This window comes from Streptomyces sp. NPDC021100 (genome assembly GCF_044333095.1).
Taxonomy (GTDB): Bacteria; Actinomycetota; Actinomycetes; order Streptomycetales; family Streptomycetaceae; genus Streptomyces.
Window position 1 is genome coordinate 497,996 of record NZ_JBIRQH010000003.1, and the last position, 18,160, is coordinate 516,155.

Below are 18,160 nucleotides of genomic sequence, written 5' to 3' on the forward strand. Positions count from 1 at the left end.
CCCGCCTGGTCCGGTACCGGGATCGCGCCCTGGTCCGGTACCGGGATCGCGCCCTGGTCCGGTACCGGGCCCGCGCCTCGTACGGCGCGGGGCTCCTGCCTCGTCCGGTACCGGCCTCCCGGCTCGTACGGCGCCGGGCTCGCGCCTCGTCCGGCACCAGGCTCCCGCCCGCCGCCCACACCCCTCACCCACACCCCCCGCGGAAAGGTTCCACCATGTCCCAGGCCCAGGTCCTGCCACCGGGTTTCTTCGCCGACACCGAGATCCCGGACGGCGGGGACCACCTCCGCCTGCACCTCAACGAGAACCCCTACGGCCCGCCGCCCGGCACCGTCGAGGCGGTCCACGACGAGGCCGACCGCCACCTGAACCGCTACCCGGACGCCGACTGCCGCCTGCTGCGGGAGGCGCTGGCCGCGCACTTCGGGGTGCCCGCCGGCATGGTCGCCGTCGGCAACGGCACGGACGAGCTGGTCCTGGTCGCCTCGCTGACGTTCCTCCGCGAGCCGGGCACCACGGTCCTGACCACGGCCACCACCTTCCCCGGGTACGCGATGTCCGCCGCCGCCGTGGGCCGCGTTCCGGTCACCGTCCCGCTGGACGGCGCCGGTCTGCCCGTGGGCGCCCTGGCCGAGCGGATCGCGGCCGGCGCCGGCCTCGCGTTCGTCTGCAACCCGCTCAACCCGACCGGGGCGCTCCTCGACCGCGCCTCCGTCACCCGGCTGCTGGACGCCGCCGACCAGGGCGGTGGCGTCGTCGTCTTCGACGAGGCGTACATAGACTTCGCCGGTCCCGAGCACGAGTTCGCGCTCGAAGCGGTCCGGGCGGGCCGCCGGGCGCTGGTGACCAGGACGTTCTCCAAGGCGTGGGGTCTCGCCTCGGTACGGATGGGGGTCGCCCTCGGCCCCGCCGACCTGATCGCCCGGCTGTCCGCCACCGCGGGCGCCCTGCCGTTCAACGTCAACCGGCAGGCCCAACGGGCCGTCCTCCGCGCCCTCGAACACCCCGACCACCTCGACCGCGTACGGGCCGCCAACGCCCGGGCCAGGGAACTCCTCCACAAGTCCCTGGACGCCCTGGGCCTCGTCCACGCGCCGTCCGCGAGCAACTTCGTGATGGTGGACGTGCCGCCGCCGGGCGACAGCGCCCGGTTCGCGGCCCGGCTGGCCGGCGAGCACCGGATCTTCGTCCGGGCGCTCGACGCCCTCGGCATGCCGGGCCGGCTGCGGATCTCGGTGGGCACGGAGGCGGAGGTCGGACGCCTGGCGGGCGCGCTGGCGGCGCTGCTGACCGCCGAAGCGTCGTGACGGGGCACCGAGTTCGCACGCCACGCGATTCGGGCCCACCGGCCTTTCTCCGTAGGCAAGATGGTGTCCGCGGCCGACCACTCGACGCACCGTGGAACGGGCGGCGCACCGTCCACGCCGCCGTCCGAGCAGCCCGGTGAGACGCGCCGGCCCCGTCGGCCCCGCAGGCTCCCGCCGAACCCCGAGGAGTACCGATGACCACTCAGCCCTCCTTCGCCTCCCTCGCCTCCGGCCACCGGACGATGCTGCTGGCCCACCGCGCCATGGTGCGCGACCTGGACCGCGTCGCCCGCACCGCCGAGCGGCTCGCCGCGGCCCCGGACCCGGAACGGGCCGCCGCCCTCCGCGCGTACACAGAGAAGCTGTCCCAGATCATCGAGCACCACCACGAGGGGGAGGACGAGTTCCTGTGGCCGGCCCTCCGCCGGCTCGGGGCCGACGAGGCGGCCCTCACCCTGATGACCACCGAACACGACGAGCTGGCCAAGAACCTCCACCGCTGGCACGAGACCGCTCGGGGGCTGGGCACGGACGCGTCGGCCGCGGCCGAGCTGGCCCGCCTGACCCACCCGCTCCGCGACGAGCTCGCCCGGCACGCGGCGGACGAGGAACGCGAACTCTCCGGCCGCCTCGCCCCGGTGCTGGACGAGAAGGTGTGGAAGGGGTTCGCGGCGCACATGTGCAAGACGGCGCCTTCGTGGACGCTGAAGTTCATGCCGGCCTGGCTGTCCTCGGTGGCGGGCCCGGACGAGCGCTCGGGGGTCCCGGCGCCGCCGGTGGCGGCCCTGTTCAGGGGCTGGCTAGAGAAGCGGCAGCGGGCGGCGTTCGGCGACGATTACTGATCGCGAGCTTCCGGCAACCAAGCCGGGCGGCAACAGCAGCCGCAGAACCCGATCCGTGAGGCCAGGATGACGACCGACCCGAACCCGGACACCACGTGGCGCCTCATGAACGGCGGCACCCTCGTCGGCACGATCACCGTGGACGACGGCGGCATGCCGTGGCTGCGCGGCCGTTTCGTCCCCGAAGCGGCCTTCGGCCGGTTCAAGCCCTGGTTCGACGAGGCCAACGCCCTTGTGGGGGCGGAGGAGTTCGAATGGTTCGACGCCGCCTACGACCCCATCGAGAGCGCCCTGACGCTGGTGTCGCCGACCGGTCCCGTCGCCGAGTTCCTGCTCCACATCGACCGGGACCGTGCGTGGTTCCGCTGGGACGGCGCGGCGGCGGGGTGAGGCCCGGGCCGATGCGTCGGCCGGACACCGATCAGCCGGCCGGGCGCCGATCAGGAGGCCGGGTGCTGATCAGCCGGTCGAGGGCTGATGCGTCGGTCGAGCACTGATCCGTCGGTCGAGCGCTGATGAACGGTCGAGCACTGATCAACGATCGAGCCGGACCGCGAGCGCGGCGATGTCGTCGTCCAGCCCGCCCCGGCTGTAGCGCAGCAGGTCACGGTGGAGGGCGTCGAGCAGCGCCCGGGGCCGCGCCGGCGTCTGCCGCCGCATCCAGTCCTGGAGCGGGAAGAACGCCCCGCCGTGGCCGCGGGCCTCGGTGACCCCGTCCGTGTACAGCAGCAGGATGTCGCCGGGGGAGACGTCGAAGACGTCGACGCTGTACGTGTCCCCGATCAGCTCCGCCAGGTTGAGCAGCGGCGAAGGGGCACTGGACTCCAGCACCCGGAGCCCCCCGTCGCCGAGCAGCAGCGGCGGGGGGTGTCCGCAGTTGAGGACGCCGATCCGGCCGCCCTCGTGCGGGATCTCGACGAGCAGGGCGGTGGTGAAGCGTTCCATGAGGTCGTCGGGGGGAAACGCGGCGCTGTACCGGGTGCTGCTGGCCTCCAGCCGGCGGGCGAGGTCGCCCAGGTCGGGTACGTCGTACGCGGCCTCGCGGAACGAGTTCACCATCGCCGCGGCCGATCCCACCGCGGGCAGCCCCTTGCCCCGTACGTCCCCGATCAGCAGCCGCACCCCGAACCGGGTGTCCGCCACCTCGTAGAAGTCACCGCCGATGCGCGCCTCGGCCGCCGCCGCGAGGTACAGCGACTCGATCTCCAGGCTCCCGCACCGCCGCGGCATCGGACTCAGCACCACCTGCTGCGCCGCGTCCGCCACCAGCCGCACCTGGAACAGCGTCCGCTCCCGCTGCAACCGCGCATGACTGCCGTACGCCGCCGCCACGGTCACCGCCACGATCCCGGCCGCGGTGTAGCCCGTCCCCAGATCGGGGAACACGATCCCCAGCCCGATCATCAACAGCAGACAGATCGTGCCCAGCAGCACCGTCGGCAGCACCGGCCACATCGCCGCCGCCAGCGCGGGCGCCGCGGGCAGGAGGCGGCTGAACGCCATGCTCCGCGGCGTGTTGTACGCCAGGCTCGCGATCACGACGGTCAGGAGCACCGGCGACAGCAGGGTAAACAGCTCCCGCCCGGGCCGACGCCGGAACCACAGCCGTCCAGGCTTGATCACATTCCATAGCATAGCCAGGCAAGCCAGACATGGCTTTCCGGCGGGAGCGCCGGCTTCCGGGGCTCAAGTTCTGCAGAGTGAGACGAATATCGAAAATCCGTTCGTTGTGGCGGCTGGGCGTGGCGCTCGTGCGCATCCGGGATGTCGTTCAAGGCTCCCTCAGGTCGGCCGGCGGGTGCCCGCGTGCGGCGGCGTTGCGGACGTGTGGGGGCGAGAGGGTGCGGCTCGCTTCGTACGGAAGGAGGAAACATGAAACCTGTCCTTTGCCCGACAGGACAATGCCTGACCGTGGCAGACTCTTCGCATAGCGCAGAGAAAGGGAGGGGTATGGACGCTCCGTTACGCTTCGGCGCCCAGTTGCGTCGGTTGCGCGAGGAAGCGGGCATGACGCTTCAACGGTTGGCCCGCGAGACGAGTTACAGCAAGGGGCACCTTTCGAAGATCGAGCGGGGGCTCAGCCTCCCGCCTCTGAGGCTGGCCCAATTCTGTGACGCCTACTTCAAGGCTGGTGGGCGATTGAGGCAGGCGTACTCTGCCGAGGTGGCGTCCGCGAAGAAAAAGCCCAAGCCGGCCCGTCGACGGGTTATCGCCACGGGGGTCGGCTCATCGCTTGCCACTCGCCTTGCCGAAGGTGGGCGGTCCCATCAAGACAAGGGCGGCGACGAGAGGGATTTCCCTCCGGAAGCCCTTTACCGGGTCCAGCTCAGCGGGATGAAGCAACTGGGGCAGAGCCTGGCGCCGACCGTGATGCTGCCGGTTCTCCGCTCGCAGACATCGTCTTTGATCAGGCTCTCTTTTCGAGCCACCGGTTCTTCCCGGGCGGGTCTGCTTGTAACGGCATCCCGCTTCGCCGAGTACGTCGGGTGGGTGGCGCAGGAAGACGGTGACGAGAGGGCGGCGCTGGACGCCACGGCCGAGGCCGTGGAACTGGCCCGTGCCGGTGGTGACGAATACCTGGCAGATTACGCGCTGGTGCGGCGTGCTCTCGTTACCTACTACAACGGAGACGCGTCCGGCACCATTGCTCTTGCCCAGCAGGCGCAACGTAGCGGTGCCCCGCCCCGGGTCCGGGGCCTGGCTGCCCAACGCGAGGCCCAGGGACATGCGCTCGCAGGTGACGAGAAGGCTTGTCGACGGGCGCTGGACCGTGCACGTGACCTCTTGGGCGAGGAGAGCGCGCCGGATTCGCAGGCCCTCGGCACGACACAGTTGACGGATCCCGTTTCCATGGTGACGGGGTGGTGCCTGTATGACCTGGGTCGGCCCCGGCAGGCAGCACCCGTTCTGGAACGGGAGTGTCGGCGCATCGCCCCTCACGCGCTGAACACGCGGATGCGGTACGGCCTCCGGCACGCCTTGGCGCTGGCGGCGTCGGGTGAAGTGGAAAGCTCCTGCGAAACAGCCCGGGAACTGCTGGCTGTCATGAGCGTTGTTCCCTCCGCCACGGTGCGTACGGACGTGCGCCGGCTGGACCGTGAGTGGTCGCGGTTCCGAGGGAACCCTACGGTCCGTGGCCTCCGCCCCGCACTGGCCAATGTACTGAACATCGGCCCCTAATTCGGATTTCCTGACGTCGAAACCTCACCTGGTATTGATCGATTCCAAATGTCGGTGATAAGCGTGCGTCCGATGGCAAGTGCCCCCGCACGCCTTTTGTCGCGAAATGAGCTCCTTGTTTTCGCGCTCCAAGCGTCGTAGGTCCAGTCGGCCATTCGAGCTCAAATCTTCCAGGAAGGAAGTCAACATGCCTTTGGTCTTCGTGAATTACCGGACCAATGATGAGGAGGCGACCGCCACGCTCGTGGATAGAGAGCTCTCCCGGGTGTTCGGCGACGAAAACGTTTTCCGAGCGAGCAAGTCCATCGGGATGGGAAGCCGTTTCCCTCAGGAACTGCTTACCGCCGTTCGGCGCAGCACCGTGCTGCTGGCCGTGATCGGCCCTCGCTGGCTGAAACCCGCTGGTCCCGGTGGGCGAAGCCCTTTGGAGGACGAGAACGACTGGACTCGGCGAGAAATCCACGAGGCGCTCGAAACCGGGGCAATCGTTATTCCTCTGCTCGTCGGGGGAGCACAGAGGCTTCGGCACGAGGAGCTTCCCGTGGAGATCGCGGATCTGGCTGAGTGCCAGTACCGCAGGCTCAATCACCGCAACGCGGACGCTGATCTGAAGACCTTGACCGACGACCTCGTCAAGTTGTCGCCCGAGCTGGCCGCCGCCGCACGGAGCAACGGGTACCAGGCCCCGGCGGAGGATCAGGCGGCCGAGGTCGGCGAGGCCCGGGTGAAAGCTCAAGTGATCAAACATCGCCAACGAGGGGGAATTGGCAACCTCGACGGCGACTTCTCCGGGACCCTCGTCAACGAGCCGCAGGGTCCGGTGCACACGGGAAGCGGCCATCTGTACCAAGCGCGCGAGCAGCACATCGGCCCGCGTATGTCGAGTGACGGGGGTGCCGTGAACTACGTAGTCGACAACCACGGAAACGTCGGCCAGGATTCAGGCTGGGACCGACTGCGTGTGGACGGGCAGCGTTGACAGGGCTGGTTGGCACATCGGTCAGTAACCCTAGAGGCCCCATGCACAGCGGCGGCGGGGATCAGCACATCTACTACTGGTCGGTCGGTGCGGAAGAGGGGCTGACCCGGCGAGGTGCAGCGCGGCTTGAGATCATTCACGAGCATCGGCGCCGTTTGGGCAGGTGCTTCATCCGGCCACGCGGCTATGCCGAGGCCGCGGACCGGCTGACGCGACCCGGTGCCGTGGTGCTTCTGGAGGGGGCACCTGGGTCGGGGCGGCGAGCGGCGGCGACGGTGTTGCTGGAGGAGGCCTCCGTGCCCGGCAGCCGAATCGAGGAGTTGCCGGTGAACCCGGAGGGCAGCGCGCTGGATGACGCGGCATCCGGCGACTGCTACCTGCTTGACCTTTCCCACATGAACGACAGCCAATATGCCGGCGCACAGCGGGCGCTCATGTTGTACCGGTCGCTCGCTCGGAAGAGCGGCGCACGCGTGGTCGCCGTTTCTCCTGCGGGCTTGGAATGGATGCTCGACGCCGAACTCACCCCACTCGCCGTACAACTCGGGCGACCCCGCGCACGAGCCGTGCTCAGCCGTCATCTGCGCGTCCGTGGAGTGCGATTCGCGCATGACCAATTGTCCACTGACGAGCTCGCCCACCTGCTTGCCACAGCACCGATGCGGGAATTGGACCGCCTGGCGCAGTTGGTGGTTCAAGCGCGGGACAGTGCCCGATGCGGCACGGAATTCGAGGACTGGCGGGACGAGGCCTTGGCCGCTGCGACGAACTGGTCCCAGCAGGTGGCGAGGCAATTACGGGAGCACTCCGGGGTACGGGAGCGTGCCCTGCTGCTGGCGGCGGCCATGACGCATGGAGCCGCGCCGGACGCTGTCGTCGGTGCCGCGCGCGGTCTGGTGGGAGTCCTCCGGTATCCGGAGGACGACACACCGAGGCTGGCACAAGAAGGACTCGCTGAGCAGTTCGAGAGGCTGTCGCTGGCCCGGGAGAGCGACGGCCGTGTGAGATTCCACAGACTCGCTTATGACAGCGCGGTCAGGAGTTATTTCTGGGAAAACTTTCCCGAACTTCGCCAAGGATTCCGGGACTGGGTGAGGCAGTGCGTGAGACTTCCCGAGCTCGGCTCGGAAGACCGGGCACAACTCGTCGGCCGCTTCGCGGAACAAGCGCTCTCGTCCGGCCGGGCGGAGGACATAGGCCTGCTGGTAGAGAAGTGGACGCATTCCTCGGCAGCGGGAAGACTGCGCGCCGAGGCCGCAGCGATACTCGAACTCGGCCTTAGCCATGAGGAACATGGTGCGCATCTCCGTTCCCGCGTCTACCAATGGGTGACGGCCGCCCGTCTCATGCCCGACCTCGCACGGGTACTGACCGATGTGTGCCACCACGTCATGTCCGTCACACACCCCGAACAGGCTGCCGTCAGACTCCGCCACCTCGCGCTGCGGCCCGACACCCCGGATACGACCGCGCAAGCAGCTCGGACGGCTCTGCTGGAACTGGCCCGCGGGAACCGTCGGCTGTACCGGCGGTTACTGAGCCGTCTCCTCCACAAGGTGCGGATGCCGGACCGGTGCCTGGACGTGCTGGCGGACCTGCTGAAACCGAATGTCCTGAATTTTAAGCCCCCTTGGGAAGAGTTCACGCTGGCCTGGCGGGCGGTCATGACGGGCCGTCCACCCACTGCCTGGGCGCCGATCGTGTGTCGGTGGCTCACCTTGATTGCCCAGCGCCAAGCGAGCCCTCAAGTGCTCGATGCTCTGCTGCTCGGGGCTTCCGCCGACCGAACGCTCCTCAACCAGCTTTACGTCACCACGTGCGATTGGTCTGGAGAAAGGCCGGTCACCGCGGGGCAGGGCGGGCCGGGGGAAGCCCGCGAACGCGTCGCCGACAGGTTCTTCCGGGAAATCGACCTGGCGCAGGGAATCCGGGTGGGCCCCCTCGGAGGTCCCGCACGAGCGACTTGGGGCGGAAGATGACTCTCCTCACATGCACGCGTCTCCTCTCGGCTGCTGCCGTCACTGCGGCGCTGACCATCGGCGGTGTGCTGGGCTGGCCGATCTGGCTGTGGTTCCTCCTGCCGGCACTCTGCGCCGCCGCCCTTCTGATGGACATGCGTGTGCCGCGTCCCGAGAGCCGACGGCCGGACGACAGTGATTCGGACGGAGCCGCACCGGAACCTGCGGCAGAGGCCGCCTACGAAGAGACGTCCGTGGTCGTGGTGCCGGTGGATAGCGCCGTGGCGGACTGCCCGTTCCTCTTTTCCGCAACGATCTGGTGGCGCCCCGTCGACGAGGACACCACATTCGCGCACAGAAACCCGGCGGCTCTGGCGGTGACGTCTGTCCTGCGACGCGTCCAGAGAACGACGTCGGCTCAGCATCCGAGTCGGTGTGCGCATTTGGAGCGCGAGATAGAGGGCTCTCTGGGGGTTCCGGTGCCCGACGACGTGGGACTGGTGACGGCGTTCGCCACAGATATCCGACTGGTTCTGCGGCAGCGGGACCAGGAGTATCTGGAAGAGCTGGACGCTCTGCGTAAAGACATGGGCACTTGGGAGAGCCGACGGCAGCACGAGCGGAATCTGCGGGAGTACCTAGGAGAGGACGTCCTGCGCAGCCCCGGCAGTGCGGTTGTGTGGTGGATGGCGCGGCACGACGACGAGATCGAACGAGCGGTGGAGATGATTGCCCCTCTCACGATTCTGTCCGCTGCCGCCAACGATGAAGAGATTCCGGAGGAGTACCACGACTTGTTCTGGGCGGCTGGGGGCTCGACTGAGGAGCCTAGGAGCGGGTTCGACCACCCGGAGCCACCGGGTGAGGAGGACCCGCCGGACGGGGAGCCCCAGTGTGCCTCGGCGGAACAGCAGTCGACGGTAGGCGATTACATCGACGGCCTGCTGGATCGAATGGATTTCGCCGAGGGGGCGCCCGAGCGCAGGGCATTCCTGCAGCGCCTCGCGCAGATGTCGGAAGCGGCAGGCCGACCGGAGGCCGCCGAGTACATCCGCGTAAACCTGCGAGGCGAGGGCCAAGAGAACGCACCTGCCTCCGCTGGCCCCTGGATCGCCGAAGAAGGGCCGAGGCGGGCTACGGGGAACGGGCGCTTGTCACCGTCGTACGTCGATCACGGCCCCGACGCGGTGCGGAAACCATCCGCGGCCGATTGGCAGGTGACTCCGGAGGGACTCGTGTCAGAAGCCGACCAGACCACGTGGCATGCCTCCGAAGAGGTGCGGCAGAACCGTTCTGATGAGGATCACGAAGGAAGCGAGTGGTGATCGTGTCGTCGACCACTGACCTCTTCACGCGCGTCGGCAGACTGGTTGGGGAGATGTACGCCGGAGCGGAGCCGTTGTGCGCCCCTATCGACGGGTGCGCGGCACCGTGTGGGGCCGGGGCCTCCCTGTCGCTGGACGCCCTGGGATTCCGGGCCTCCCGTGGCGTGCCCGGTCACCCGGAACGAGACGTCGCCTGGCGTCATCTCGCCCATCACCTTCGTGAGGAAGCTGCGGCCGCGTGTGAGCGGAACTGGACGTTGATCGCCGTGTCGGTTCTCGGGCCCCGCCTACGTGGAGCGGGGTTCACGATCGCGCGGCGCGCGGGGACCGAGCGAGCCGACGTCGATTCCGCACTCATGGAGGGCGTGCTGGAAGGCGCACGGTCCATTGACGGAACGGATGCGGAAGGTCTCGCACAATGCCTGATGAATGCGGCCTTTGCCTCCGGGTGGCGTACCGGACGCCGCCCCCCGGAGGAGATTCCGGTAGCGGAATGGAGCACAGCGGGCATCGGCGCCGCGGCCCATCCCACGGCGGTGGCACTCGGCAGCCTCGTCCACGTCGCCGCCATGTCCAGCGCTCTCGCGCGACAGGCACAGGGGGAACGACTGGGCGCGCTGGCACACCGGCTCGGACTCCTGACACACGTACGTCAGACGCGCCGAATCAACCGATCGAGTCCACAACCGGCTCGTGGCCATGCTCACAGGGCTCGCAGTCGTCAGCCGTTTCTGTTTGAGAAATGGGGGATCAGTTAGTGAAGCGTCTCCGTGACGAGACCGTGTCTTTCTCTGAGTTGTTCGCCCTCCCGACGGAGGTAGGACTGCAGACCGCTGCAAAGGCGCTGGGGCTATGCCTCACGACAGCTTACAAACAGGCACGAAGTGGTGACTTTCCGTGTCCACTGCGGAAAGTTGGGCGGATCTACGTGGTGCGCATGCCCCATCTGATGCGTGCTCTCGGTATTCAGGACGTACGGGTGCATCACGACGACGTGGAGGCGGGAGCCCGGTTCGCTGCCGAGGGGGTCGGTGCCTGATTGGTGTCGGTCGTGTCGCGGCCGGACATGTGACTACGGAACGACGAGGTCCCCGACCGCTGAGCGGTCGGGGACCTCGTCTGCCCTGCTGGGCAAGTGCGGAGGATACGAGATTCGAACTCGTGAGGGGTTGCCCCCAACACGCTTTCCAAGCGTGCGCCCTAGGCCTCTAGGCGAATCCTCCGCCGCAAACAATACAAGACGTGGAGCAGTGCTCGCGAACCCGATCGACGACAAGATCGTCGGGAGGGGGTGAGGCCGGGGGAGGGGGCCGGGGCGGGGGTGGAGTGCGCTAGGGTGGGGGGCAAGCCCCTCACGTGGCGCTATCTCACCCAACTCCCCCAGGGCCGGAAGGCAGCAAGGGTAAGTGGGCTCTGGCGGGTGCGTGGGGGGCCCTTGTGTTTTCCGGGGTCCGCGGGGGCGGAGCCGGGTTTCGGCGGGGCGTCGATGGAGGCGCTGCCGGGGGCGGGGCCGAGGGGGCGCCGGGATCGGACAGCTGGCGGGCCCGGGCGGAATCTGTGAGCGAGGCCACTTGTCAGTGGGGCCCGATATCGTCGTAGGTGTGTCGTCCCTCGCGCTCTACCGCCGCTACCGCCCCGAGTCCTTCGCCGAGGTCATCGGGCAAGAGCATGTCACCGCCCCGTTGCAGCAGGCGCTGCGGAACAACCGGGTCAATCACGCGTACCTGTTCAGCGGGCCGCGCGGCTGTGGCAAGACGACGAGCGCGCGCATCCTCGCGCGCTGTCTGAACTGCGAGGAGGGGCCGACGCCCACCCCCTGCGGGCAGTGCCAGTCCTGCCAGGACCTCGCGCGGAACGGGCGGGGCTCGATCGACGTGATCGAGATCGACGCCGCGTCCCACGGTGGTGTGGACGACGCCCGTGAGCTGCGGGAGAAGGCGTTCTTCGGGCCGGCCTCCAGCCGCTACAAGATCTACATCATCGACGAGGCCCACATGGTCACCTCGGCGGGCTTCAACGCCCTGCTGAAGGTGGTCGAGGAGCCGCCGGAGCACCTCAAGTTCATCTTCGCGACCACCGAGCCCGAGAAGGTCATCGGCACGATCCGGTCGCGTACGCACCACTACCCGTTCCACCTGGTCCCGCCCGGCACGCTCCGCGAGTACCTGGGGCAGGTCTGCGAGCAGGAGAAGATCCCGGTCGAGGACGGGGTGCTGCCGCTCGTCGTCCGGGCCGGTGCCGGTTCCGTGCGTGACTCGATGTCCGTGATGGACCAGTTGCTCGCCGGTGCCGCCGAGGACGGTGTGACATACGCCATGGCGACGTCCCTCCTCGGGTACACGGACGGGTCGCTGCTCGACGCCGTCGTCGAGGCGTTCGCGGCCGGTGACGGCGGCGCCGCGTTCGAGGTCGTGGACCGGGTCATCGAGGGCGGCAACGACCCCCGCCGCTTCGTGGCCGACCTCCTGGAGCGGCTGCGCGACCTCGTCATCCTCGCCGCCGTCCCGGACGCCGCCGAGAAGGGGCTCATCGACGCCCCCGTCGACGTCGTCGAACGCATGCAGGCACAGGCGTCCGTCTTCGGCGCCGGAGAGCTCAGCCGCGCCGCCGACCTCGTCAACCAGGGGCTGACGGAGATGCGCGGCGCCACATCCCCCCGGCTCCAGCTGGAGCTGATCTGCGCGCGGGTCCTGCTCCCGGGCGCGTACGACGACGAGCGCTCCGTCCGCGCCCGGCTGGACAAGCTGGAGCGGATGGGGCTGAGCGCCGGCCCCGCCGCCGGCGGGTTCATGGGGGCGCCGCAGGGCGGCCTCTCCGCCGGGTACGAGCCGGGGCCGCAGGGGCACGCTCCTGCCGGCGCCCCCGGAGCCCCTGGCCTCTCCGGGCCTGCCGCTGCCCGCGCGGCCGTTGCGGGCGCGGCTCCCGGGGGCGCGCAGCCTCCGGTGGCCCCCGCACCCGCAGCTCCTGCGGCCGCTCCGGCACCGGCTCCCGTCGCGCCCGCGCCTGCTCCCGCGCCCGTGCACGCACAGCCGGACGCCGCCGTGCCGCAGCCCGATGCCGCCGCTCCCCGGCCCGGCGCCTGGCCGACGGCTACGGCGCCTGGGCAGGGGCCGACGCCGGGGCAGGGCGCTGGGTCCGCTGGTCCCTCGGCCCCCGCCGGTGGGGCGCCCGCCGCCCAGCCCGGCGCCTGGCCGACCGCCGCCTCCGCGCAGCAGGGGTCCGGCCAGCCGGGTACGCGGCCCGGTGGCTGGCCGACCGCGGCCGCAGCGACCACACCGACCGCACCGGCGCCTCAGCAGCCCCAGCATGCCCAGGCGCCGCAGCCCCAGGCGCATGGCGGGCATGGCGGCAGCGTCGACCAGGCGCGCCAGATGTGGCCGCAGATCCTCGACGCGGTCAAGAACCGCAGACGTTTCACGTGGATCCTGCTCAGCCAGAACGCCCAGGTCAGCGGCTTCGACGGCACCACGCTCCAGGTGGGCTTCTCCAACGTCGGGGCGCGTGACAGCTTCGCCAACAGCGGCAGCGAGGACGTCCTCCGGCAGGCGCTCAGCGACGCCTTCGGCGTGCAGTGGAAGGTCGAGCTCGTCGTGGACGCGACCGGTGGTGGCGGTGCCGGTGGCGCCGGCCCGGCCGCCGGACCCGGCGGTGGCTTCGGCGGCGGTGGCGCGTACGCGGGCGGTGGCGGCTACGGCGGCGGTGGCGGCTTCGGTGGTGGCGGTGGCGGCTTCGCGCAGGGTGCCGCGACGCCCCCCGCCCCCCGCCCGCAGGCCGCCGCCCCGGCCCCCACGCCTGCCCCGCAGCCCCCGCAGGCCCCTGCCGGCCCGGCGGCGGCACCGCAGCAGGCCGCCCCGGCCGCCCCGGCGCAGCCCTACCGTGAGCCCGAGCCCCCGTCGGTCTCCATCGAGGACGACATGCCCGCCGAGGACGACCCCGACCTCGACGACACCGCCCTCACCGGCCACGACCTGATCATTCGCGAACTCGGCGCGACCGTGATCGAGGAAATCGCCAATGAGGGATGAGTAACGGATGAAGAGCGGATGAGTGCGGATGACTAGGCCGTGTCCGGTGGGTTGAGTTTCAGGGCCCACTGGGCACGCCTGGAGCCGGCCAGGCGGTGAGCTCAGGGAAGCAGCTTGTCCAGGGCGGCAGCTCCCTCTGTGGCCAGCTTGCGTTTCGCCCAGGCGAGGTTCTCGGGAGTGATGTCGCGCCCTGAGGCCAGTAGCAGGTCCTCGGCCGTGACGTCGCCCCCAGAGCCGGTGTGCAGCAGTGAGTCAGGGGTGACGGGGTCGGGCTGCGAGTTCGGATCGGGCTTTGCGTTCACGGGGCCTCCTTAATGACCGGTGGTGTTGGTACTCGTGGTGAGCGCTTGCCGCTCCCCACCCCACATTGGGCCGAGGCGCGCCGCAACCCGCGTAACTCTGGCGAGGGACTTGAGGCAGTTCTAGGAAGACAGCGTCCTATGGACGTGTCCAACGGGCCCGTCGCTCGACCTATCGGACACGCCTTAGCGAGAGAGCGCGGTAGGGGTGCGGAAGGGCGCCGGCGGCAGCGGGTCCGCGCCCCCGGCTCGCCCCCCGGCCCGCCCGCGTGCGGCCGCGTGCCGCCCGAGTGCCGCCCACCCCGGACTTCTTCCCCTCGCATGGCGCGCCGCGCCCGGCGAGCACGTAGGCTCGGGCTACCGACCCCGCGTCGGACCGGCGCGGCGCCCAGCCGTGCCGCACGGCGCGCCGTCGTACCCGTAGTCGCGAGAGCACAGGAGCGAAGCCGTGATCCCCGGTGGTGGCCAGCCCAACATGCAGCAGCTGCTTCAGCAGGCTCAGAAGATGCAGCAGGACCTCGCCGCAGCTCAGCAGGAGCTGGCGGAGACCCCGGTCGAGGGTTCGGCCGGCGGCGGCCTCGTGAAGGTCACCGTCAGCGGTGCCGGGGAGCTCCAGGGCCTGGTCATCGACCCGAAGGCCGTCGACCCCGAGGACACCGAGACCCTCGCCGACCTGATCCTCGCCGCCGTCCGCGACGCCAACAACGCCGCCCAGCAGCTCCAGCAGCAGAAGCTCGGCCCGCTCGCCCAGGGGCTCGGCGGCGGCGGCATCCCCGGGCTGCCGTTCTGACGTCCGGCCTCAGGCCGCCTGACCGTCCGGCCGCCTGAACCTCCGGCCACCCGGGCCCCCGGGCCCCGGCCGTCCGAATCCCAGAAGGAGAACCCGATCCGTGTATGAAGGCGTGGTCCAGGACCTCATCGACGAGCTGGGCAGGCTGCCCGGCATCGGTCCGAAGAGCGCGCAGCGGATCGCCTTCCACATCCTCCAGGCCGAGCCGACCGACGTCCGTCGGCTCGCCCAGGCCCTGACCGAGGTCAAGGCCAAGGTCCGGTTCTGTGCCGTCTGCGGCAACGTGGCGCAGGAGGAGCGGTGCCGGGTCTGCCAGGACCCGCGCCGCGACCCGGCCGTCATCTGCGTCGTGGAGGAGCCCAAGGACGTCGTCGCCATCGAGCGGACGCGTGAGTTCCGCGGCCGCTATCACGTCCTCGGCGGGGCCATCAGCCCCATCGAGGGCGTCGGTCCCGACGATCTGCGCATCCGCGAGCTGCTGGCCCGGCTCGCGGACGGTGCCGTCACCGAGCTGATCCTCGCCACCGACCCCAACCTCGAGGGCGAGGCCACGGCCACGTACCTGGCGCGCATGGTGAAGCCGATGGGACTCAAAGTCACCCGGCTCGCCAGCGGGCTGCCTGTGGGCGGAGACTTGGAATATGCCGACGAGGTCACGCTCGGGCGTGCCTTCGAAGGGAGACGACTTCTCGATGTCTGACGCAACGCTTCACGACGCCAAGCGCGAACCGGACGACTTCGTCGTCTCCGTCGCCGACTCGATCGAGAGCTTCATCGTCGCCGTCACCGAGGTGTCCCGGGGCGATGAACCGGACAGTGCCGTTCCGTTCCTGCTGCTGGAGCTCTCCCAGCTCATCCTCACCGGCGGCCGGCTCGGAGCGCACGAGGACTTCCTGCCCGACGAGCGCTACGAGCCCGACGTGGGCCCGGAGCCCGACGTCGACGAGCTCCGCGAACGGTTCGCCACGCTCCTCGACCCGGTCGACGTCTACTCCGAGGTCTTCGATCCGTACGTCCCGCGCAGCGCCCCCGTCGCCTGCCGGATCTCCGACGACCTCGCCGACATCATCACCGACCTCCGGCACGGCATGGCCCACTACCGGGACGGCCGCGTCAGCGAGGCGCTGTGGTGGTGGCAGTTCTCGTACCTCTCCAACTGGGGCCCCACCGCCTCCGCCTGCCTCCGCGCCCTCCAGTCCCTCGTCGCCCACGTCCGCCTCGACCAGCCCCTCGACGAACTCGACGGGCTCGACACGGACACCGTCGGCACGGAGGAGCAACTGGAGGAGGAGGCCGGACGCGTCATGGCCGCGGAAATCGGCGGAACGGCGCGGCTGCGCTCGCTCTGACGGACGCTCGCGCTCGCGCCCGCCAAGGGACCTGTCTGGTGGCGACGCAGGCATGCGGAACGGATATTCCGTAGCAGTGCGTCGCTTCAGGCGGAACGATCCTCGTCATGGACCGGACCATCGATCTCGACCAGGCTGCCGCCGCGATCGCGGAACGTCTTCCCCGCTGGCAAGCCCTGGGTCTCGCGGCGCAGCCCCTGACGTGGCGTGACGAGACCGCATCCTGGCCGCGGCCCCTCCTCACCGAACGGGCGTCGGTCCACGACCCCGACTCCGTCGGCCTCGTGCTCACAGGCCCGAACGACACCGAACTCCACGTCGTCCTGTTCCGCGGCGGCTGGGCCGACATCGACTTCTGCGCGGACGCGGACGGGGACGGGGACGACTTCGGATCGCTCCCCACCCCGCACTTCACCTCGGTCGCGGAATTCCCCGCTCACCTTGACCGATGCGTGCGTCGCGTGTGGCCGTCGGCGGTGTAAGCGGTTCAGACGGTGCGGGAAACCCCGAAGCTCGGGGCCCGGAGCTTGGAGCTTGGAGCGCACACGGCGACGAGCGGCGAAATTCCCGACTTCGCCCCTGGGGCTCAAGCTTCGGAGCTCCGAGCTTCGAGACCCGAGCTTTCTTTATGCGGAACGGGGGGGTGGATTGAGTTTTCCCACCCACCCACCCCTCGCGCGCGGCAACGCGCGTATACCACAGGGGAGATGACGTTCAGTGATCAGCTTGCGACGGTCGGTGGGGAACCTCTAGCGTTCGCGACAACAAACGACCCCGGTCGGTGCGCCAACACCGGGTCCGGGGTCTGACCTACGAGATCGGAAAAGGCGATCTGTGGCTGCCGCCCATGCTAGTGCTGTCATGCCCACCCCCGCATACCCCATGGCGAAGCCGGGGTTCGGGAAGCGCGAGGCGCCGGACCAACATCCGCGCGCACGTGCCGACTTCGCGCACCTGCCCGCTCGCGAGGCGTCGATCGCGGTGTTCGTCGACCGCCTCCCCGAGGGCGCGGCGATGGACGCGAAGACCCTGGCCAAACTGCTGCCGAACTACGGCCAGGCCGCGTGCCGCACGGCACTCAGGAACCTTGTCGCGGCCGGGCACTTGATCAGCAAGCGGATGCAGGTGATCGGGGAACACGGTTCGCGCTGGGTCACCTGCACCTTCTTCTCCCGGACGCCGCGCCCGCGGGAGTGGTGGGAGAGCGTGGCGGAGGGCATGTTGCCCGACGGGGGCGCGTGGGAAGCCGCGCACCACCTGGACGTACTTCGAGAGCCTGTAGGGGATGCGGAGCCTGTGCGGGACACGGAACCCGTAGGGGATGCGGAACTGGTCGGGGAGGCCGAGCCCGTAGGGGGCGCCGGGCCCGTAGGGGGCGCCCCCGACCTCGTACGGGACGAGCCCGCGCCCGTACACAACCTCCACCCGTCGTCCCGCGCACCCGATTCACCCCGCCCACCTCTCCTACCTCACCCGCCCCAAGCGTCCAGCCCATCCCGTCCCTCCCCCGCCTACCGTGCCCTCGCCCTGCTCGGGAGCCGGGATCCTCGTCTGACCCTGTCCGCCGCCGACTGCTCCGCCCTCGAACCGCTCGCCGCCGAGTGGCTGGCGCGTCAGGTGAACAGGGAACAGCTGTTGGCGGCCCTGTCGAACGGGCTGCCGCCGCAGATCCACAATCCGGCCGCCCTCGTGCGGAAACGGCTGGAAAGCAAGATGCCGCCCATCCCGTACCGGCCGTCCCTGTCACCTCCGCCACCTCCGCCACCCCCACCGCTCCCGCAGCCGGAGGGTGCGGCCGAAATCGTCGCCCGGAGCCACGTCGCCTGCGCCGTCTGCCACGGAACCGACGCGGCCACCCGTGATGGCGCGGGTCTCTGCTTGACGTGCGCCGTCCCGGAGGAACCCGAGCCGCTGCCCGGCGACTTCGACGAGCTGGTGGCCCACGTACGGCGCGGCGTGGCACACGGACGGGCCGGTTTCCGCTCCCGGTGGGAGTACAAAGCGCGCCCTGCCCGTGCCGCCGGCCGTCGGCGGCCCGGGCGGGGACCGGTCGAAACGGAGGAGGCCACAGCCGAGTGACTGTCACACAGGACGCTCCCGTAGGGG

Annotated in this window: 15 protein-coding genes, 1 tRNA gene and 1 other RNA gene; 14 read left to right on the forward strand and 3 right to left on the reverse strand. The window is 70.0% G+C overall.

The features are described from left to right. Nucleotides 1-215: 215 nt before the first annotated feature. The 3 genes from ACH4PU_RS08920 (at nucleotide 216) to ACH4PU_RS08930 (ending at nucleotide 2,539) form a co-directional block, all read left to right on the forward strand. Entirely contained in the window at nucleotides 216-1,307 is a 1,092-nt protein-coding gene (locus ACH4PU_RS08920; protein ID WP_398268160.1) for a pyridoxal phosphate-dependent aminotransferase, read from the forward strand. Nucleotides 1,308-1,501: 194 nt separating this feature from the next. After that, entirely contained in the window at nucleotides 1,502-2,149 is a 648-nt protein-coding gene (locus ACH4PU_RS08925; RefSeq protein ID WP_398268163.1) for a hemerythrin domain-containing protein, read from the forward strand. Nucleotides 2,150-2,215: 66 nt separating this feature from the next. Next, entirely contained in the window at nucleotides 2,216-2,539 is a 324-nt protein-coding gene (locus ACH4PU_RS08930) for a hypothetical protein (RefSeq protein ID WP_398268165.1), read from the forward strand. A 144-nt stretch (nucleotides 2,540-2,683) separates the two neighbouring features. Here ACH4PU_RS08930 and ACH4PU_RS08935 read toward each other — a convergent pair whose 3' ends face one another. Then, nucleotides 2,684-3,652, reverse strand: coding sequence for a PP2C family protein-serine/threonine phosphatase (locus ACH4PU_RS08935; RefSeq protein WP_398268512.1), 969 nt, complete (start codon nucleotides 3,650-3,652; stop codon nucleotides 2,684-2,686). Between the two features lie 447 nt (nucleotides 3,653-4,099). Here ACH4PU_RS08935 and ACH4PU_RS08940 point away from each other — a divergent pair, with 447 nt between their 5' ends. The 4 genes from ACH4PU_RS08940 (at nucleotide 4,100) to ACH4PU_RS08955 (ending at nucleotide 9,591) form a co-directional block, all read left to right on the forward strand. Beyond that, nucleotides 4,100-5,329, forward strand: a complete 1,230-nt coding sequence (locus tag ACH4PU_RS08940; RefSeq protein ID WP_398268168.1) for a helix-turn-helix domain-containing protein — start codon at nucleotides 4,100-4,102, stop codon at nucleotides 5,327-5,329. A 187-nt stretch (nucleotides 5,330-5,516) separates the two neighbouring features. Next, on the forward strand, nucleotides 5,517-6,308 hold the full coding sequence (locus tag ACH4PU_RS08945) for a toll/interleukin-1 receptor domain-containing protein (RefSeq protein WP_398268171.1): 792 nt from the start codon (nucleotides 5,517-5,519) through the stop codon (nucleotides 6,306-6,308). A 41-nt stretch (nucleotides 6,309-6,349) separates the two neighbouring features. Continuing rightward, a complete protein-coding gene (locus ACH4PU_RS08950; RefSeq protein WP_398268174.1) occupies nucleotides 6,350-8,287 on the forward strand; it encodes a hypothetical protein in 1,938 nt (645 codons plus the stop codon). Then, a complete protein-coding gene (locus ACH4PU_RS08955) occupies nucleotides 8,284-9,591 on the forward strand; it encodes a hypothetical protein (protein ID WP_398268177.1) in 1,308 nt (435 codons plus the stop codon). The genes ACH4PU_RS08950 and ACH4PU_RS08955 overlap by 4 nt, the downstream gene beginning before the upstream one ends. A 1,138-nt stretch (nucleotides 9,592-10,729) precedes the next feature. Here ACH4PU_RS08955 and ACH4PU_RS08960 read toward each other — a convergent pair. After that, nucleotides 10,730-10,814 (reverse strand) — tRNA-Ser (locus tag ACH4PU_RS08960). Between the two features lie 121 nt (nucleotides 10,815-10,935). Between ACH4PU_RS08960 and ffs the strand changes: the two genes are divergently transcribed. Both ffs and ACH4PU_RS08970 read left to right on the forward strand, forming a co-directional pair. After that, nucleotides 10,936-11,030, forward strand: an RNA gene (gene ffs / locus ACH4PU_RS08965) — signal recognition particle sRNA small type. A 162-nt stretch (nucleotides 11,031-11,192) separates the two neighbouring features. Continuing rightward, on the forward strand, nucleotides 11,193-13,616 hold the full coding sequence (locus tag ACH4PU_RS08970) for a DNA polymerase III subunit gamma and tau (RefSeq protein WP_398268180.1): 2,424 nt from the start codon (nucleotides 11,193-11,195) through the stop codon (nucleotides 13,614-13,616). A 101-nt stretch (nucleotides 13,617-13,717) separates the two neighbouring features. Here ACH4PU_RS08970 and ACH4PU_RS08975 read toward each other — a convergent pair whose 3' ends face one another. Further along, a complete protein-coding gene (locus tag ACH4PU_RS08975) occupies nucleotides 13,718-13,918 on the reverse strand; it encodes a hypothetical protein (RefSeq protein WP_398268183.1) in 201 nt (66 codons plus the stop codon). Between the two features lie 445 nt (nucleotides 13,919-14,363). On the opposite strand from ACH4PU_RS08975, the gene ACH4PU_RS08980 reads away from it, so the two are divergent. The 5 genes from ACH4PU_RS08980 to ACH4PU_RS09000 all read left to right on the forward strand — a co-directional run bounded on the left by ACH4PU_RS08980 (nucleotide 14,364) and on the right by ACH4PU_RS09000 (nucleotide 18,133). Next, nucleotides 14,364-14,705, forward strand: coding sequence for a YbaB/EbfC family nucleoid-associated protein (locus tag ACH4PU_RS08980; RefSeq protein ID WP_398268186.1), 342 nt, complete (start codon nucleotides 14,364-14,366; stop codon nucleotides 14,703-14,705). A gap of 100 nt (nucleotides 14,706-14,805) precedes the next feature. Next, on the forward strand, nucleotides 14,806-15,405 hold the full coding sequence (recR, locus tag ACH4PU_RS08985) for a recombination mediator RecR (protein ID WP_004939553.1): 600 nt from the start codon (nucleotides 14,806-14,808) through the stop codon (nucleotides 15,403-15,405). Beyond that, nucleotides 15,398-16,054 carry a DUF5063 domain-containing protein gene (locus ACH4PU_RS08990; RefSeq protein WP_398268191.1) on the forward strand — a complete coding sequence of 219 codons (657 nt, stop codon included), beginning with the start codon at nucleotides 15,398-15,400 and terminating at the stop codon, nucleotides 16,052-16,054. Before recR ends, ACH4PU_RS08990 begins: the two co-directional genes overlap by 8 nt. 107 nt (nucleotides 16,055-16,161) lie before the next feature. Next, nucleotides 16,162-16,536 carry a hypothetical protein gene (locus ACH4PU_RS08995; protein WP_398268194.1) on the forward strand — a complete coding sequence of 125 codons (375 nt, stop codon included), beginning with the start codon at nucleotides 16,162-16,164 and terminating at the stop codon, nucleotides 16,534-16,536. Nucleotides 16,537-16,915: 379 nt separating this feature from the next. Beyond that, entirely contained in the window at nucleotides 16,916-18,133 is a 1,218-nt protein-coding gene (locus ACH4PU_RS09000) for a MarR family transcriptional regulator (RefSeq protein ID WP_398268197.1), read from the forward strand. Nucleotides 18,134-18,160: the final 27 nt, after the last annotated feature.

What these genes read in the sequence shown, in the direction of transcription:
- ACH4PU_RS08920 (WP_398268160.1), top strand. Translation starts at nt 216, where the DNA reads ATGTCCCAGGCCCAGGTCCTGCCACCGGGTTTCTTCGCCGACACCGAG.
- ACH4PU_RS08925 (WP_398268163.1), top strand. Translation starts at nt 1,502, where the DNA reads ATGACCACTCAGCCCTCCTTCGCCTCCCTCGCCTCCGGCCACCGGACG.
- ACH4PU_RS08930 (WP_398268165.1), top strand. Translation starts at nt 2,216, where the DNA reads ATGACGACCGACCCGAACCCGGACACCACGTGGCGCCTCATGAACGGC.
- ACH4PU_RS08935 (WP_398268512.1), bottom strand. Translation starts at nt 3,652, where the DNA reads ATGGCGTTCAGCCGCCTCCTGCCCGCGGCGCCCGCGCTGGCGGCGGCG.
- ACH4PU_RS08940 (WP_398268168.1), top strand. Translation starts at nt 4,100, where the DNA reads ATGGACGCTCCGTTACGCTTCGGCGCCCAGTTGCGTCGGTTGCGCGAG.
- ACH4PU_RS08945 (WP_398268171.1), top strand. Translation starts at nt 5,517, where the DNA reads ATGCCTTTGGTCTTCGTGAATTACCGGACCAATGATGAGGAGGCGACC.
- ACH4PU_RS08950 (WP_398268174.1), top strand. Translation starts at nt 6,350, where the DNA reads ATGCACAGCGGCGGCGGGGATCAGCACATCTACTACTGGTCGGTCGGT.
- ACH4PU_RS08955 (WP_398268177.1), top strand. Translation starts at nt 8,284, where the DNA reads ATGACTCTCCTCACATGCACGCGTCTCCTCTCGGCTGCTGCCGTCACT.
- ACH4PU_RS08990 (WP_398268191.1), top strand. Translation starts at nt 15,398, where the DNA reads ATGTCTGACGCAACGCTTCACGACGCCAAGCGCGAACCGGACGACTTC.
- ACH4PU_RS08995 (WP_398268194.1), top strand. Translation starts at nt 16,162, where the DNA reads ATGGACCGGACCATCGATCTCGACCAGGCTGCCGCCGCGATCGCGGAA.
- ACH4PU_RS09000 (WP_398268197.1), top strand. Translation starts at nt 16,916, where the DNA reads ATGCCCACCCCCGCATACCCCATGGCGAAGCCGGGGTTCGGGAAGCGC.